9 protein-coding genes are annotated in these 15896 nt (G+C 73.7%); 4 read left to right on the forward strand and 5 right to left on the reverse strand.

Annotated features, from left to right (window positions below):
• Nucleotides 1-85: 85 nt before the first annotated feature.
• Nucleotides 86-1126 carry an NAD-dependent epimerase/dehydratase family protein gene (locus ACFWJ4_RS30660; protein ID WP_380549643.1) on the reverse strand — a complete coding sequence of 347 codons (1041 nt, stop codon included), beginning with the start codon at nucleotides 1124-1126 and terminating at the stop codon, nucleotides 86-88.
• Nucleotides 1127-1488: 362 nt separating this feature from the next.
• Between ACFWJ4_RS30660 and ACFWJ4_RS30665 the strand changes: the two genes are divergently transcribed.
• A complete protein-coding gene (locus tag ACFWJ4_RS30665) occupies nucleotides 1489-2823 on the forward strand; it encodes a DUF1254 domain-containing protein (protein WP_380549646.1) in 1335 nt (444 codons plus the stop codon).
• A gap of 403 nt (nucleotides 2824-3226) precedes the next feature.
• On the opposite strand, the gene ACFWJ4_RS30670 is transcribed toward ACFWJ4_RS30665, so the two are convergent.
• Nucleotides 3227-5254, reverse strand: coding sequence for a hypothetical protein (locus tag ACFWJ4_RS30670; protein WP_380549649.1), 2028 nt, complete (start codon nucleotides 5252-5254; stop codon nucleotides 3227-3229).
• A 150-nt stretch (nucleotides 5255-5404) separates the two neighbouring features.
• Here ACFWJ4_RS30670 and radA point away from each other — a divergent pair, with 150 nt between their 5' ends.
• Nucleotides 5405-6928 (forward strand): DNA repair protein RadA, encoded by a 1524-nt coding sequence (gene radA, locus ACFWJ4_RS30675; RefSeq protein WP_359914589.1) that lies wholly within the window; start codon nucleotides 5405-5407, stop codon nucleotides 6926-6928.
• Nucleotides 6929-7128: 200 nt separating this feature from the next.
• On the forward strand, nucleotides 7129-8187 hold the full coding sequence (disA, locus tag ACFWJ4_RS30680; RefSeq protein ID WP_188306273.1) for a DNA integrity scanning diadenylate cyclase DisA: 1059 nt from the start codon (nucleotides 7129-7131) through the stop codon (nucleotides 8185-8187).
• Here the strand turns inward: disA and dnaE are convergent.
• The 3 genes from dnaE to ACFWJ4_RS30695 form a co-directional block, all read right to left on the reverse strand.
• Entirely contained in the window at nucleotides 8178-11729 is a 3552-nt protein-coding gene (gene dnaE, locus ACFWJ4_RS30685; protein WP_380549652.1) for a DNA polymerase III subunit alpha, read from the reverse strand. The two genes, disA and dnaE, sit on opposite strands and share 10 nt — an antisense overlap.
• A 331-nt stretch (nucleotides 11730-12060) precedes the next feature.
• Entirely contained in the window at nucleotides 12061-13188 is a 1128-nt protein-coding gene (locus ACFWJ4_RS30690; RefSeq protein WP_380549655.1) for an NADH:flavin oxidoreductase, read from the reverse strand.
• A 558-nt stretch (nucleotides 13189-13746) separates the two neighbouring features.
• Nucleotides 13747-14808, reverse strand: coding sequence for an ATP-dependent DNA ligase (locus tag ACFWJ4_RS30695; RefSeq protein WP_380549658.1), 1062 nt, complete (start codon nucleotides 14806-14808; stop codon nucleotides 13747-13749).
• Nucleotides 14809-14874: 66 nt separating this feature from the next.
• Between ACFWJ4_RS30695 and ligD the strand changes: the two genes are divergently transcribed.
• Complete coding sequence (gene ligD / locus ACFWJ4_RS30700; RefSeq protein ID WP_359913322.1) at nucleotides 14875-15882, forward strand: non-homologous end-joining DNA ligase; 1008 nt, start codon at nucleotides 14875-14877, stop codon at nucleotides 15880-15882.
• Nucleotides 15883-15896 lie beyond the last annotated feature (14 nt).

The following is a 15896-nucleotide window of genomic DNA, read 5'->3' on the forward strand; positions in this document are numbered from 1 at the left end:
GGGGGGGGGGGGGGGTGTGTGTGTCGGCGCCCCCCCCCCCCCCCCACTCCCGGTGCCCGGGCACCGCTGCCGACCGGCGCCGCCGTCAGCCGAGGGCGGCCAACAGCCGCCGTTCCTTGGCGGGTTCGAGGCCCTGCCGCACCGCCGCCCCCGGCCGCCCCTTGCGCCCCTCGGCGTCGGTGTCCTCGACCGGCCCGCGCCGCCGCAGCCACTCCCAGGTGTCCCGCGCCGTCTCGGCGAACGGGCGGCAGCGCAGCCCGGCCGCCTCCGCCCGGCCGGTGTCGGCCAGCCAGGCGCCCGCCATCTCGGGCAGGTCCGGTGCCCAGAAGGGGAGTTCGGTCCACGCGCCCACCTGGTCCGGCCCCTCGGCGAGCAGCGGCTCGTCCGGCACCCAGACCAGCTCGGTGTCCGCGGCCCCCGCGACCTCCCGGCAGGTCGCCAGCCACTCGCCGAAGCTCAGCCGCCCGGGCGGCGCCGTGGTGATGTAGCGCCCCGCCGTCCCGGCCGTCAGCAGGTCCAGCCCGAAGCCGGCGAAGTCCCGGACGTCGATCACCTGCATGGTCCGCCGAGGATCCCCCGGGGCCAGCACCCGCCCACCGCGCGCCATCCGCTCCAGCCACCAGGGCAGTCGGCCGCCGAACTCGTACGGTCCGACGAGCAGTCCGCTGTTCAGCACCAGCGTGCGCCCGGCGCCGAACCCCGCCAGCACGGCGCGCTCGCAGCCGGCCTTCAGGGCGGTGGCGGGCGGCTGGCCGGGCGGGGTGTCGGCGGGGCAGGGGTGCAGTGCGGAGTCCTCGTCGACCGCCCGGGCGGGCCAGTCGGCGAAGGCGTGCACGGAGGAGACGAAGGTGTAGTGGCCGGCCCGCTCGCGCAGCAGCCGGGCGCTGAGCGCGGCCTGGGCGGGCTGTTGGGCGGAGGTGTCGACGACGGCGTCCCAGCTGCGGCCGTCCACCAGCCGGGTGAGGTCCCCGGCACTGTCGCGGTCGCCCCGGACCGCCTCGACGCCGGGCAGGTCGGCGGCGCTGCGACCGCGGTTGAAGGTGGTCACCCGGTGGCCCCGGGCGAGGGCCTCGGCAGCGTAGGCCCGTCCCAGGAAGGACGAGCCCCCAAGCAAGAGGATCTTCATACCGAGGACCCTCTCCCGGCCGCACCGCCCGTACGCCCGGATTCGCGGTCAGCAGATGCCGGGCCGGAGAAGTCGGGCTGCAGAAGTCGAGTCACGGGTGTCGGGACACTGGTGTCGGGTCACGGGCGTCCGGTCACGGGTGTCGGATCGCCGGATGCCGCGGGGCGTCCGGTCCGACATGCCGCCCCACCCGGCCCCGCTTAGCATCCGAGGTGTACCGCGGTCGGCGACCGAACCCCGGTCCGGCGCCCGCCCGGAGCACGGCCCGGACGGCGGACCCGCCGGCCGCCGCCGGAGACGAACGGCCCGCCGACGCCGAGCACTCCGCCGACCGGCTGCCCGCCCCGGACGAAGGACCCGCGATGAACCAGCCCGAGCTGGAGGCCCTGGCCGCCGACGCGTACGTCTACGGCTACCCGCTGGTCGCCGGCCTCACCATGGTCGAGCGCTTCGCCCGCGGCGGCCTGGGCACCCTGCCGGCGGCGCCGTTCAACCACATCAGCCACGCCACCCGGCTGGCCGGTCCGGCCGACCGCTTCGTCTCGGTCAACAACGACACGATCTACTCGATCGCCCAGCTCGACCTCTCCGAAGGCCCCCAGGTGCTGCGCGTCCCGGACACCGCGGGCGCCTACTACGTGCTGCAGATCATCGACGCCTGGACGGACAACGTCGCCTACCTCGGCCGCCGGGCCACCGGCACCGGCGCGCAGACCTGGCTGATCGTCCCACCAGGCTGGCACGGCACCCCGCCGGACCCGAACCGGGTGATCGAGCTGCCGACCACCGTCGGCACCCTCGTCGGCCGCTTCGCCTGCACCGGGCCGGAGGACCTGCCCAGGGTCCGGGCCCTCCAGTCCGCCCTGGAACTGGAGCCGCTGGAACCCGGCGGCCTGGTCGCCGGACTGCCCGAGCCGGACGGGGACGTCCCCGAGCGGCTGGCCTTCTTCGAACGGCTGCGGGTCTGGATGCAGGCCCTCCCGCCCGCCACCGCGGACATCGAGTACCAGCGCCGCTTCGCCCCGCTCGGCCTGCTGGACGACGGCGCCTCGCCGTACCGCTCGGCCGCCCCCGAATGGACGCTGACGCTGGCCAAGGGCCTGGCCGCCGGCCGCGAACGGGTCGAGGACGCCACCCGCCCGCCCGAGGACCACCCGCCCGGCGAGTGGCGCAGCACGCTCCACCTGTTCGACTACAACACCGACCACCTGGGCCCCGGCACCCTGGACGATCCCGAGTGGCGCATCCCCGACCGCCGCGCCGCCTACCTCAGCCGGGCCGCCGCCGCCCGGGCCGGCCTCTGGGGCAACCACGCCTACGAGGCCTCGTACGCGATGACCTACGACGACTCCGACGGCCGACCCCTCACCGGGGCCCACGACTACACCCTGCGCTTCGACCAGCCGCCCCCGGCCGGGGCCTTCTGGTCCGTCACGATGTACTCCGTCCCGGACTACTACCTGGTGGAGAACCCGATCGACCGCTACTCGATCGGCGACCGCACCCCCGGCCTCGTGCACGCCGAGGACGGCTCCCTCACCCTGGCCCTCCAGCACGACCAGCCCGAGGACCCGGCCGCCGCCGCCAACTGGCTCCCCACCCCGCCCGGCGAGTTCCGCCCCATCCTCCGCATCTACCAGCCCGAGCCCGCCGTCCTGGACGGCAGCTACCAGCCCCCGCCGATCCACCGGGCCTGACACCCCGCAACCCGACCTCGCCCGGAGAGCTCGTGCCCGCCGTCCCGGACGGCAACCGCCGGCCCCCCAGACGCCCCGCGGCACGCCCACCACGCCCTCGGCCTCTCCCGCTGGCGTGCTGGCTCCGCACCTCGCACGAGAAGTCGGCCCGCTCGACTTTTCGTGCGCCCTTGGCCCGGCTTCTGGGGGTGGCAGTGGCCGGCTGGTCTGCATGGCCGCCGATGCCCGACTCGCTGCGCGTGAGAAGTCGACAGGGCCGACTTCTCACGGCGCTCCTTCGCCGGATTCCGCGAGGGGTGGGAGGGCCGGGGCGCCGTACTCGGCTGGTGCCCGTCGCTGCTGTGCGCGAGAAGTCGACCGGGCCGACTTCTCGCGCGCCCGGGTGCCCCGGCGGGCTGTGGTGTCAGCGAGGTGGCGGTGGGGTGTTCGGGCCGGGGGCGGTGGTGGCCGTGCCCGAGCCGGTCGGCGGGCCGGTCGGCGGGCCGGACGGCGAGGGGGACGACGTGGGCGGGCTCGACGTGGTGGGGGCCGCCGTGGGCGAGGTGGCGGCTGAACCGGTCGGCGTCGACGTCGGCGCCGGTGTCGAGGACGGCGACGGATCGGCCGGGGAGGAGGCGGAGCCACCGCGGTTGTGCGGCCCGCCCTCCAGGGTGACCACCGCCTGCGAGGGCGGCAGCGCGATCCGGGCGGTCCAGTGCGCGGTCGGCGCCTGGTCCTCGTCCACGGTGACGATCACGGTGATCCGTTGGCCGGGCGCCAGGGTGCCGGAGTCGCGGCTGAGCCGGAGCCAGCCGGCCTCCGTCACCGCGTGCCAACGGATCTCGGTGGTGCCGGAGTTGGTGAGGGTGAGGATGGTCCGGCTGCCGTACTCGCCGGCCTCGACGGTGAGCAGCCCGGCCGGGGCGGGTTCTCCGGTGCCCGTCGCGGAGGCCCGGTCGACGGATGGGGCCGGTGCGGCGACCAGGGCCGGGCTGTCGAGCGGGGTCGCGCCGTGGGCCGGGACCGGGATCACCGAGCCCTGGAAGGTGAGCCGCGGAAACCCGGGAAGCAACGTTTCTGCACCGTCCACACCGGCACCATCCGCGACCATCCCGGCCCCGGCCCCAGGCCCAGCCCCCGCCAGCTCCAGCCCGGGCATGCCGGGCGCACCCGACCCCGTCGGGCCGTCCACCGCGGGCCGTGGTTCCTGCCCGGCGGGCCGCCCGGCCCCGTCCACCCGCACCGCCGACACCGAGGCCGCGGAACCCGAGCCGCCACCGCCCCGGTGCCCGGCCCAGAGCGCGATCACCGGCGCCGCCAGGACGGCCGCGAGCACCCCGGTGGTCACCACCCGCCGGCGCACCGCCAGCCCGCGCCCCGCGTCCGGCGCCCGGTGCCGGGGGAAGCCGCTCTGGTCGAACCGCAGCCCCGGCTCCGCCACCCGGGCCGCCGTCGCCGGAGCATCCGCCGCCAGAACGGCAGCCGCCCGGGCGGTCGCCGCGCCGGTGACCGCGCCGGTGACCGCGCCGGTCCCGGAGGTGTCCACCGGAGCGCGCAGCAGCGCCAGCCCCGACAGCCCGGCCGCACCCTCGGCGGCCTCGTGCGCGGCCACCCGCTCCGCCGTACCCCGGCAGGTCGGGCAGTCCAGCACGTGCTGCACCAGTTCCCGTCGCAGGGCCGGGCCGAGCACCCAGTCCCGCCAGGACTCCGCCCCGGCGCCGCCGAGTCGGTCCAGCTCCGGGCAGCTGCCCACGCCGAGCACCAGCAGCGCCGCCCTGGTCCGGGCGACCTCGGCCTCGGCTCCGGCCAGCAGCGCGCGGGTCCGCTCGAACGGCAGGCCCAGCACCGCCGCCACCTCCAGCGGGGTCAGCCGGTGCCGGACGGACAGCTCCAGTGCCTCGCGCTGTTCCGGGTCGGTGCCGGCGGCCTCGGGCCAGGCGAGTGAGGACAGCTCGCGCCGCCGCCGGGCCGTCTCGGCCTCGGTCTCGTCCGTCTCGGCCTCGTCCGGTGCGGCGCCGGCCGCCGCCGCCCGCCCGGTCGCGGTCCCGGTCCCGGCACCCGCTACGGCCGGGCCACCGTCCGCGAGCCGCCGCAGGCAGCAGTACCGGGCGAGCGAGAACAGCCAGGCGCGCAGCAGCCCGGGCTCGGCGAGCCGGGCGCCGTGCCGCCGGGCCAGTTCGCGGACCTCGCGCAGGGCGTCGGCGGCCGCGTCGTGCTCGCAGAGCACCGAGAGGCAGTAGGTGAACAGGCCGTCCACCTGCCGGTCGTACGCCGCGAGCGCGGCGCCGGTCCGCTGCTCGACGGGCGCAGCCGAGCCTGCGGCCCCGGCCGAGCCCGCGGCCCCGGCCGACTCGGCGGGCCCGACCGGTCCGGTCAGCCACCGAGACCTCCCCGGCCGGCCCGACCACCCCGGCCCGACCGCCCCGGTCGGCCCAACAGTTCTCGTCGTCACCCGTCCGACGGTAGAGAACGCGGACGGCTGACTCCGACCATTCGCCGCGTATGTACTTCTTTCGGGTAACAACATCGTCCATCTGTCTGGATGCGCGGCGGGCCCGCCGGCGGCCCGTCGTTGTCACACCCAGGCGCTACGGTGGGCCGCATGCCTCCGCGTTCCAAGACCACCGCCAAGCCCCGCCCGGCGTACCGATGCACCGAGTGCGGCAACCAGCTGCCCAAGTGGGTCGGCCGCTGCCCGGAGTGCAACGCCTGGGGCACGGTCGAGGAGTACGGCGCGGTGCCGATCCGCACGACGGCAGCCGGTCCGGTCAGCGCGCCCGCCCGCCCGATCGCCCAGGTGGACGGCCAGGTCGCGACGGCCCGTTCGACGGGCGTGCCGGAGCTGGACCGGGTGCTCGGCGGCGGCCTGGTGCCCGGCGCGGTGGTGCTGCTGGCGGGCGAGCCCGGCGTCGGCAAGTCCACCCTGCTGCTGGACGTCGCCGCGAAGGCGGCCACCGCGCAGCACCGCACGCTCTACGTCACCGGCGAGGAGTCGGCCGGCCAGGTCCGGCTGCGCGCGGACCGGATCAACGCCCTCTCCGAGCACCTCTACCTCGCCGCCGAGCAGGATCTCGGTGCGGTGCTCGGGCACATCGAGGCGGTCAACCCCGGCCTGCTGATCCTGGACTCGGTGCAGACCATCGCCTCCGCGGAGCTGGACGGCGCCCCCGGCGGCCCGGCCCAGGTCCGCGAGGTGGCGGGCGCGCTGATCCGCGCGTCCAAGGAGCGCGGCATGGCCACCCTGCTGGTCGGCCACGTCACCAAGGACGGCCAGATCGCCGGCCCGCGCCTGCTGGAGCACCTGGTGGACGTGGTGCTGAGCTTCGAGGGTGACCGGCACGCCCGGCTGCGGCTCATCCGCGGGGTCAAGAACCGCTACGGCGCCACCGACGAGGTGGGCTGCTTCGAGCTGCACGACGAGGGCATCGTCGGCCTGGCCGACCCGTCCGGCCTCTTCCTGACCAGGCGTGACAAGCCCGTTCCCGGCACCTGCCTCACCGTCACCCTGGAGGGCAAGCGCCCGCTGGTGGCCGAGGTGCAGGCGCTGATGGTGGATTCGCAGATCCCCTCGCCGCGGCGCACCACCTCGGGCCTGGAGTCCCCCCGGATCGCGATGATCCTGGCCGTGGTCGAGCGGCACGGCGGGGTGAAGCTCGGCAAGCAGGACATCTACACCGCGACGGTCGGCGGGGTGAAGCTGACCGAGCCGTCCGCGGACCTCGCGGTGGCGCTCGCGGTGGCCAGCTCGTCCACCGACACCCCGCTGCCCAGCAACCTGGTGGCGATCGGCGAGGTCGGCCTGGCGGGCGAGGTGCGGCGGGTGACGGGTGTGCAGCGGAGGCTCGCCGAGGCGCACCGGCTGGGCTTCACCCACGCCCTCGTCCCGCCGGACCCGGGCAAGGTGCCGCCGGGCATGAAGGTGGTCGAGGTGGCCGACATCGGCGAGGCGCTGCGGGCCATCCCGGGCCGCCGCCGTTCGGCCGCCAAGCCGCGCACCGAGCCGCGCGGTGAGGCACCGTCGGCGCCGCCGGCCCCGCGTTCCGCCCGGGCCGCGGACCGCCCCGCGGCGTACCCCGAGGAGCTGATGGAGGGCTGGGAGCCGCTGGACTCCGACGAACTGCGCTGACCCAAGCCCTGCCGAAGCCACACACAGTTAGACTTTCCCCAGTCTCATTGGCCAAAAGGCAGTACCGAGCGGTACTGAGCGACAGAGCAACAGACCGCGGACCGGCGCACGGCGTGAGGCGCGCGGCACGGGTCGACCGGAGGAGTCACGTGGCAGCCAGCGACCGGGGGGCGGACAAGGCCTCCCGCGAGGAGGCCCTGCTGCGGGCCTCCCTCACCGCCATCGCGCCCGGTACCGCGCTTCGTGACGGCCTGGAGCGGGTCCTGCGGGCCAACACCGGCGGTCTGATCGTGCTGGGCTTCGACAAGACCGTCGAGTCCCTGTGCACCGGCGGCTTCGTCCTGGACGTCGAGTTCAGCGCCACCCGGCTGCGCGAGCTGTGCAAGCTCGACGGCGCGGTGGTGCTCGACAAGGACATCACCAAGATCGTCCGGGCCGGCGTGCACCTGATGCCGGACTCGACCATCCCCACCGACGAGACCGGCACCCGCCACCGCACCGCCGAGCGGGTCAACCGGCAGACCGGCTACCCGGTGGTCGCGGTCTCGCACTCGATGCGGCTGATCGCGATGTACGTCAACGGCACCCGCCGGGTGCTGGAGGACTCCACCACCGTCCTGTCCCGCGCCAACCAGGCGCTGGCCACCCTGGAGCGCTACAAGCTGCGCCTGGACGAGGTGGCCGGCACGCTCTCCGCGCTGGAGATCGAGGACCTGGTGACGGTCCGGGACGTCACCGCCGTGGCCCAGCGCCTGGAGATGGTCCGGCTGATCGCCACCGAGATCGCCGGCTACGTGCTGGAGCTCGGCATCGACGGCCGGCTGCTCTCGCTCCAGCTGGACGAGCTGATCGCGGGCGTGGAGCCGGAGCGCGAGCTGGTCGCCCGGGACTACTTCCCGGAGCGGGCCGCCAAGAAGGGCCGGACGGTCACCGAGGTGCTGGCCGACCTGGAGGCGCTCACCCACGCCGAGCTGCTGGACCTCCAGACCGTCGCCAAGGCGCTCGGCTACTCGGGTTCGCCGGAGTCGCTGGACTCCGCCGTCTCGCCGCGCGGCTACCGCCTGCTGGCGAAGATCCCGCGCCTGCCCAACACGGTCATAGAGCGCCTGGTCGAGCACTTCGGCGGCCTCCAGAAGCTGCTCGCCGCGAGCATCGACGACCTGCAGACCGTCGAGGGCGTCGGTGAGACCCGCGCCCGCTCGGTCCGCGAGGGCCTGTCCCGCCTTGCCGAATCGTCCATCCTGGAGCGCTACGTCTGACCTGACGCGCGGTTGCCGAGGAGGGTCTTGACGTCCGAGGCGAGCCCGTTGTCCGGGTTCACCCGGTATCCGAGCTCGTAGAGGGTGTCCTTGTCCCAGTTGGTGGTGCGCAGCCGGACCGGGACGTCGCCGGGGTGGGCCTGGAGGGCGAGCTTGAGTTCGGCGACCACCTGGGGGTTGATCCGGGCGGCCGGGACGGTGATGTGCACCGGCGGCTTGGTGCCGAGCTCGGCGGAGGAGACGTCGAGGGTGGTGATCTCCTGGCCGAAGACGCTCAGGGATCCGTCGCGTTCGTTGAGCCGGCCGCGGATCGAGATGACGTTGTCCTCGATCATCTGCTCGGCCATGAGGTTGTAGGTCGCGGGGAAGAACAGCACCTCGACGGAGCCGTCGCGGTCGGCGAGGGTGATGATGGCCCACGCGTTGCCGGCCTTGTTGATCCGCCGGTCGACGCCGGTGATCAGGCCGGAGAGGCGCACCTCGCCCTCGGAGCGGCCGGAGCCGAGGAGTTCGGCGATCGAGGTGTCGCGGCTCTGGGAGAGGATGTGCTCGGCGCCGTCGAGCGGGTGGCTGGAGACGTAGAGGCCGAGCATCTCGCGTTCCAGGGCGAGGAGTTGGCGGCGGGGCCATTCGTTCTCGGTGAGCTGGAAGTCCAGCCCGATGCCGGGTCCGTCGTCGCCGGTGTCGAGGGCGCCGAAGAGGTCGTCCTGGCCGATGGCCTGTTGCTTCTTCAGCCCGGTGACGGCGTCGATCGCGCTCTCGTGCACGGTGCTGAGCGAGAGCCGGGTGTGGCCGAGGGAGTCGAAGGCGCCCGCCTTGACGAGGGAGTCGATGGTGCGCTTGTTGCACACCACCAGTTCGACCTTGTCCAGGAAGTCGGCGAAGGAGGTGTACTTGCCCTGCTCGCCGCGGGTGCGCACCAGGGACTCGATCACGGGTACGCCGACGTTGCGCACGGCCTTGAGGCCGAACCGGACGTCGCTGCCGACGGCGGTGAAGTCGACCACGGACTCGTTGACGTCGGGGGAGAGGATCTTGATGCCCATCTGCCGGCACTCGGCCAGGTAGACCGCCATCTTGTCCTTGTCGTCGGCGACCGAGGTGAGCAGCGCGGCCATGTACTCCGCGGGGTAGTTGGCCTTGAGGTAGGCGGTCTGGTAGGAGACCAGGCCGTACGCGGCGGAGTGCGATTTGTTGAACGCGTAGCCGGCGAACGGGACCAGGACGTCCCAGACCGCCTGGATGGCTTCGTCGGAGTAGCCGCGCTCCTTGCAGCCGGCGTGGAAGGGGACGAACTCCTTCTCCAGCACCTCCTTCTTCTTCTTGCCCATCGCCCGGCGGAGCAGGTCGGCCTGGCCGAGCGAGTAGCCGGCGAGCACCTGGGCGGCGCGCTGGACCTGCTCCTGGTAGACGATGAGGCCGTAGGTGGGGCCGAGGACGTCCTTCAGCGGCTCCTCCAGCTCGGGGTGGATCGGGATGATCTCCTGCTGGGCGTTCTTGCGGAGCGCGTAGTTGGTGTGGGAGTTCATGCCCATCGGGCCGGGCCGGTAGAGCGCGGAGACGGCGGAGATGTCGGCGAACTCGGTGGGCTTCATCAGCTTGAGCAGGGCGCGCATGGGGCCGCCGTCGAGCTGGAACACGCCTAGGGTGTCGCCGCGGGCCAGCAGCTGGTAGGTGGTGGGGTCGTCGATCGGGATCTTCTCGATGTCGACGTCCACGCCCCGGTTGGCCTTGACGATCTTGATGCAGTGATCGATGATGCCCAGGTTCCGCAGCCCCAGGAAGTCCATCTTGATCAGGCCCATGGCTTCGCACGACGGGTAGTCGAAGCCGGTGATGATCACGCCGTCCTTGTCCCGCATGTGCAGCGGGATGAGGTCGAGCAGCGGCGTCGAGGAGAGGATGACGGCGGCGGCGTGCACACCGGTGCCGCGGATCAGGCCCTCGATGCCCAGTCCGGTGTCGATGATCTTCTTGACGTCGGACTCGTTCTCGTACAGCGAGCGGATCTCGGTGCCCTCGTTGTACCGCGGGTGCTTCTCGTTGAAGAGGTCCGCCAGCGGGACGCCCTTGCCCATGACGTCCGGCGGCATCGCCTTGGTGATCCGGTCGCCCATCGCGAACGGGTAGCCGAGGATGCGGTTGGCGTCCTTGACGGCGGCCTTGGCCTTGATCGTGCCGAAGGTGTTGACCTGGGCGGTGTAGGCGGAGCCGTACTTCTCGGTGACGTAGCGCACCATCTGGTCGCGCTGGCGGTCGTCGAAGTCGATGTCGACGTCCGGGGGGTTGATGCGCTCGGGGTTCAGGAACCGCTCGAACAGCAGGTCGTGCTCCAGCGGGTCCAGCTCGGTGATCCGGGTCAGGTAGGAGACCATCGAGCCGGCCGCCGAGCCTCGGCCCGGGCCGACCGGGATGCCGTTGTCCCGGGCGTACTGGCAGATGTCGGCGACCACGAGGAAGTAGGCGTCGAAGCCCATCGGGGAGATGACGCCCATCTCCAGTTCGACCCGGTCCAGCACCTCCTGGCTCGGGTTGTCGCCGTAGCGGTGCTTGAGGCCGGCGGCGATCTTCTGGCGCAGGAACGAGGCCTGGGTCTCGCCCTCCGGCACGTCGAACTGCGGCATCCGGTCGACGTAGTTGAAGACCTCGTCGTACGACTCGACCCGCTCGGCGATCGCGAGCGTGTTGTCGCAGGCCTCCGGCAGTTCGCGGAAGAGCTCGCGCATCTCCTCGGCGGTCTTCACGTAGTAGCCGCTGCCGTTGAACTTGAACCGGTTCGGGTCGTCCTTGTTCTTGCCCACGCCGACGCAGAGCAGGCTGTCGTGGGCGTCGGCCTGGTCGGCGGTCACGTAGTGCGAGTCGTTGGTGGCCAGCAGCGGGATGTTCAGCTGCTTGGCCAGGCGCAGCAGGTCCTCGCGGACGTCCCTCTCGATGGACAGGTCGTGGTCCATCAGCTCCAGGAAGTAGTTCTCCTTCCCGAAGATGTCCTGGTAGGCGCCGGCGGCCTTGACGGCCTCCTCGTACTGCCCGAGCCGCAGCCGGGTCTGCACCTCGCCGGAGGGGCAGCCGGTGGTGGCGATGATGCCGGTCGCGTTGGCGGCGATCAGCTCGCGGTCCATCCGGGGCTTCATGTAGTAGCCCTCCATCGACGCGAGCGAGGAGAGCTTGAAGAGGTTCCGCAGACCGGTGGCGTTCTGTGCCCACATGGTCATGTGGGTGTAGCGGCCGCCGCCGGAGACGTCCTTGCCGCCCTCGCCGTCGGCGCCGGACGGGCGCTGGCCGCCCGGCGACCAGAACACCTGCTTCTTCAGGAAGCGGGAGGCCGGGGCGACGTACGCCTCGATGCCGATGATCGGCTTCACCCCGGTCTTCGCGGCGGAGTGGAAGAACTCGTAGGCGCCGAACATGTTGCCGTGGTCGCTCATCGCGATGGCGGGCATACCCTGTCTCTCCGCCTCGGCGAAGAGCTTGCCGTTCTTCGCCGCCCCGTCCAGCATCGAGTACTCGGTGTGGACGTGCAGGTGCGCGAAGCTGTCGGACACGGCGCTGTGCTCCAGGAAGGGGTGTCGGTCGGGGAGCGTCCCACGCTAGCCGATCGGCGGGGGCGACGCGCCGGGCCGGGGCCCCGTTGCCGGGACCTTGACGCATCCTCCCCGGTTCCCCGACGGGCGACGGCACGTCCGGGTAGGGTGGGGCCCGTTTGCCCGGGGGCGCGGCGCGGGGGGCGCGGCGGAGGCAGGACGACGCGAGGGACGGCCCGCCAACTCGGCTGCCGGGCAGTCGGATTGTGCAGCATGGAGCAGCGGGGCCCGGGGTCGGGTCTCGCCGGACCCGGCCGCACGCGCGGTGCGGCCGGGCCCTCGGGCGCGGCGGTCAGCTCAGGGTGCGGATCGCGGCGGCGTCGTAGGGGCGCAGGTCGTCGAAGCGGCCGGAGAGGACCTTGGCGGCCCACTGCGGGTCCTGGAGCAGGGCGCGGCCGACGGCGACCAGGTCGAACTCGTCGCGCTCCAGCCGGTCGAGCAGGTTGTCGATGCCCCGGACCGGGGAGCCCTCGCCCGCGAACGCGCGGACGAAGTCGCCGTCGAGGCCGACCGAGCCGACGGTGATGGCGGGGCGGCCGGTGAGCTTCCTGGTCCAGCCGGCGAGGTTGAGGTCCGAGTCCTCGAACTCGGGGACCCAGTAGCGGCGGGTCGAGGCGTGGAAGGCGTCGACGCCGGCCGCGGCGAGCGGGGCGAGGATCGCCTCCAGCTCCTGGGGGGTCTCGGCGAGACGGGCCTCGTAGTTCTCCGACTTCCACTGCGAGTAGCGGAAGATCACCGGGAACTCCGGGGAGACGGCCTCGCGCACCGCGGCGACGAGCTCGGCCGTGAACGCCGTCCGGGCGACCGCGTCGCCCCCGTAGGCGTCGGTGCGGCGGTTGGTGCCCGCCCACAGGAACTGGTCGAGCAGGTAGCCGTGCGCGCCGTGCAGTTCCACGCCGTCGAAGCCGATCCGCTCGGCGGCCGCGGCGGCCTCGGCGAACGCGCCGATGACGGCGTCCAGGTCGGCCCGGGTCATCGCCCGTCCGGTTCCCTCGGTGCCGTCCAGCCGGATCCCGGACGGGCCGACGGCGGGGGCGTCGGCGAACGGCGGGTCGCCCTGCTTGCGCACCATGCCGATGTGCCAGAGCTGCGGCACGATGGTGCCGCCAGCCGCGTGGACGTCCTCGGCGACGCGGGCCCACCCGGCCAGCTGCTCCTCGCCGTGGAAGCGCGGGATGTCGTCGCTCTGGCCGGCCGACTCGTGGCCGACGTACGTGCCCTCGGTGACGATCAGGCCCACGCCGGCGGCGGCGCGGCGGGCGTAGTACGAGCGCACGTCCTCGCCGGGCACGCCGCCGGGGGAGAACCTGCGCGTCATCGGCGCCATCGCGATGCGGTTGGGCACGGTCAGCCCGTTGATCGTGACGGGCCGGGACAGGATCCCGGCCGCGCGGGAGGCCGGGTTCTCGGTGACGGTCATGGGATTCCTCGCGGTAGCGGCAGCGATGGCGTGCGCCGGGGCGGAAGCGGTCGCCCGTGCCAACCACCCCGGCGGCCCCCGCATTTCGCCGACCGCGCCCGACCCGCTGTGATCCGCGCCACTGCGCGCCGCGCGCCGCAGGGCCGCACCCCCTCGGGGCCGGGGCGCGGCCGCCCGCCGGCCGTGCCGCGCGCGACGGGTGAGCCGCAGGCCTGCCTGCCGGGGAGGCTGCCAGCGCTCTGCCAGGGGTCTGCCAGCGAGGTGCGGAACGGTGGGAAGCGTCGGGAGGAGCGCCGCGACCGAGGAGCGCGCGACCGCCCGGCCACGGACGAAAGGACTCCCGCATGACTCGCGCATCCCGTCCCACCGGCCCCGTCGAGGGCCGCCGCCGGCCGAGGGCGTCCCGCACGGCGGGGCACCGCGTGGCAACCGCCTGGCGTCTGGGCGCGGGGGCGGTGGGCCCCGCCCCGGAGGGCGCCCCGGCCCCCCCCCCCCCGTCCCCCCCCCCCGCCCCCCGGGGGGGGGCCCTCCCGCGCCGCCGCGCTGTCCGGCGCGTCGTCAGCTCCCCAGCACCTTGCCGAGGTCGTACGAGACCGGCTCCTCCAACTGCGCGTAGGTGCAGCTCTCCGGCGTACGGTCCGGCCGCCAGCGGCGGAACTGCGCGGTGTGCCGGAACCGGGTGCCCTCCATGTGGTCGTACGCGACCTCGACCACCCGCTCGGGGCGCAGCGCGATCCAGGAGAGGTCCTTGCCGCCGGTCCAGCGGCTGACCGCGCCGGGCAGCCGGCCCTCGGCGTGCGCGGCCTCGTCCGCCCAGCCGCCCCAGGGGTGCTGCGAGAGGTCCTCCATCCGCAACGGGGCCAGTTCCTCGACGAGTTCGCGCCGACGGGCCATCGGGAAGGCGGCGCAGACCCCGACGTGCTGGAGCCTGCCGTCCCCGTCGAAGATGCCGAGCAGCAGCGAACCGACCACCGGGCCGCTCTTGTGCTCGCGGTAGCCGGCCACCACGCAGTCGGCGGTGCGCTCGTGCTTGATCTTGTACATGGTCCGCTCCCCCGGCCGGTACGGCTGGTCCAGCGGCTTGGCGACCACCCCGTCCAGGCCGGCGCCCTCGTACTCGGCGAACCAGGTCCGGGCGAGGTCGAGGTCGGTGGCGGCGGGGGCCGTGAACACCGGGTCGGCGGCGTCGGCGAGCGCGGCCTCCAGGGCCGGGCGGCGCACCGACAGCGGCTCGTCCAGCAGGCTCTCCTCCCCGAGGGCGAGCAGGTCGAAGGCGACGAAGGAGGCCGGAGTCCGCTCGGCGAGCAGCCTGACCCGGCTCGCGGCCGGGTGGATGCGCTCCAGCAGCTCCTCGAAGCGCAGCCGGCCGTCCCGGGCGATCACCACCTCGCCGTCCAGCACGCAGCGCGGCGGCAGCTCCCGCTTGAAAGCCTCGACCAGCTCGGGGAAGTACCTGGTCAGCGGCTTTCCGGTGCGACTGCCGAGCTCCACCTCGTCCCCGTCGCGGAACACGACGGAGCGGAAGCCGTCCCACTTCGCCTCGTACTGCATCCCGGGCGGGATCCTGGCCACCGACTTGGCGAGCATCGGCGCCACCGGCGGCATCACGGGCAGGTCCATGCGTCCGATCCTCGCCCGCATCGCCCCGGAGCGCGCGCCGGGCGCCCGGCGCTTAGCGTGTGGGGCATGGGCTCAGCCGTGGAACTGGAAGTCGCCGGGCGCACCGTCCGACTGTCGAACCCGGACAAGGTGTACTACCCCGAGCGCGGCTTCACCAAGCTGGACGTCGCGCAGTACTACCTGGCCGTCGCCGACGGGGTGCTGCGCGGTCTCCGCGACCGGCCGACCACCCTGCAGCGCTTCCCGGACGGCGTGGACGGCGAGTTCTTCTACCAGAAGCGCGCCCCCAAGGGCCTGCCGGAATGGCTGCCCACCGCCCGGATCGAATTCCCCTCCGGCCGCTCCGCCGACGAGATCTGCCCCACCGAGCCGGCCGCCGTGCTGTGGGCCGCCAACCTGGGCTGCCTCACCTTCCACCCCTGGCCGGTGCGGCGCTCCGACACCGGCCACGTCGACGAGCTGCGGATCGACCTCGACCCGCAGCCCGGCACCGACTTCCACGACGCCGTCCGCGCCGCCCACGAACTGCGCGCCCTGCTGGAGGAGTACGGGCTGCGCGGCTGGCCCAAGTCCTCCGGCGGGCGAGGACTGCACGTCTACGTGCCGCTGGCGCCCGAGTGGACGTTCACCGACGGGCGGCACGCGGTGATCGCCCTCGGCCGGGTGCTGGAGCAGCGGATGCCCGGGAAGGTCACCACCGCCTGGTGGAAGGAGGAACGCGGCGAGCGGATCTTCGTCGACTACAACCAGATGGCCCGCGACCGCACCATCGCCTCCGCCTACTCGCTGCGCGCCCGCCCGCGCGCCACCGCCTCCGCCCCATTGCGCTGGGAGGAACTGGACGACGCCGCCCCCGAGGACTTCGACCTGCGCACCCTCCCCGCCCGCTTCGCCGAACTCGGCGACCTGAACGCGGAGATGGACGGCCTGGCGTTCCGCCTGGAGCCCCTGCTGGAGCTGTACGAGAAGCAGCTTCGCGACGAGGGCCTCGGCGAACTCCCGTACCCGCCGGACCACCCCAAGGCGGCCGGCGAGCCCACCCGGGTCCAGCCGAGCCGGGCGAGGAAGAAGTAGTCGGCCGGCCTGGT

This window comes from Kitasatospora sp. NPDC127067, from assembly GCF_042724755.1.
In the GTDB taxonomy this organism is placed as follows: domain Bacteria; phylum Actinomycetota; class Actinomycetes; order Streptomycetales; family Streptomycetaceae; genus Kitasatospora; species Kitasatospora lactacystinica.

What these genes read in the sequence shown, in the direction of transcription:
- ACFWJ4_RS30660 (WP_380549643.1), bottom strand. Translation starts at nt 1,126, where the DNA reads ATGAAGATCCTCTTGCTTGGGGGCTCGTCCTTCCTGGGACGGGCCTAC.
- ACFWJ4_RS30690 (WP_380549655.1), bottom strand. Translation starts at nt 13,188, where the DNA reads ATGACCGTCACCGAGAACCCGGCCTCCCGCGCGGCCGGGATCCTGTCC.
- radA (WP_359914589.1), top strand. Translation starts at nt 5,405, where the DNA reads ATGCCTCCGCGTTCCAAGACCACCGCCAAGCCCCGCCCGGCGTACCGA.
- ligD (WP_359913322.1), top strand. Translation starts at nt 14,875, where the DNA reads ATGGGCTCAGCCGTGGAACTGGAAGTCGCCGGGCGCACCGTCCGACTG.
- ACFWJ4_RS30665 (WP_380549646.1), top strand. Translation starts at nt 1,489, where the DNA reads ATGAACCAGCCCGAGCTGGAGGCCCTGGCCGCCGACGCGTACGTCTAC.
- ACFWJ4_RS30695 (WP_380549658.1), bottom strand. Translation starts at nt 14,808, where the DNA reads ATGGACCTGCCCGTGATGCCGCCGGTGGCGCCGATGCTCGCCAAGTCG.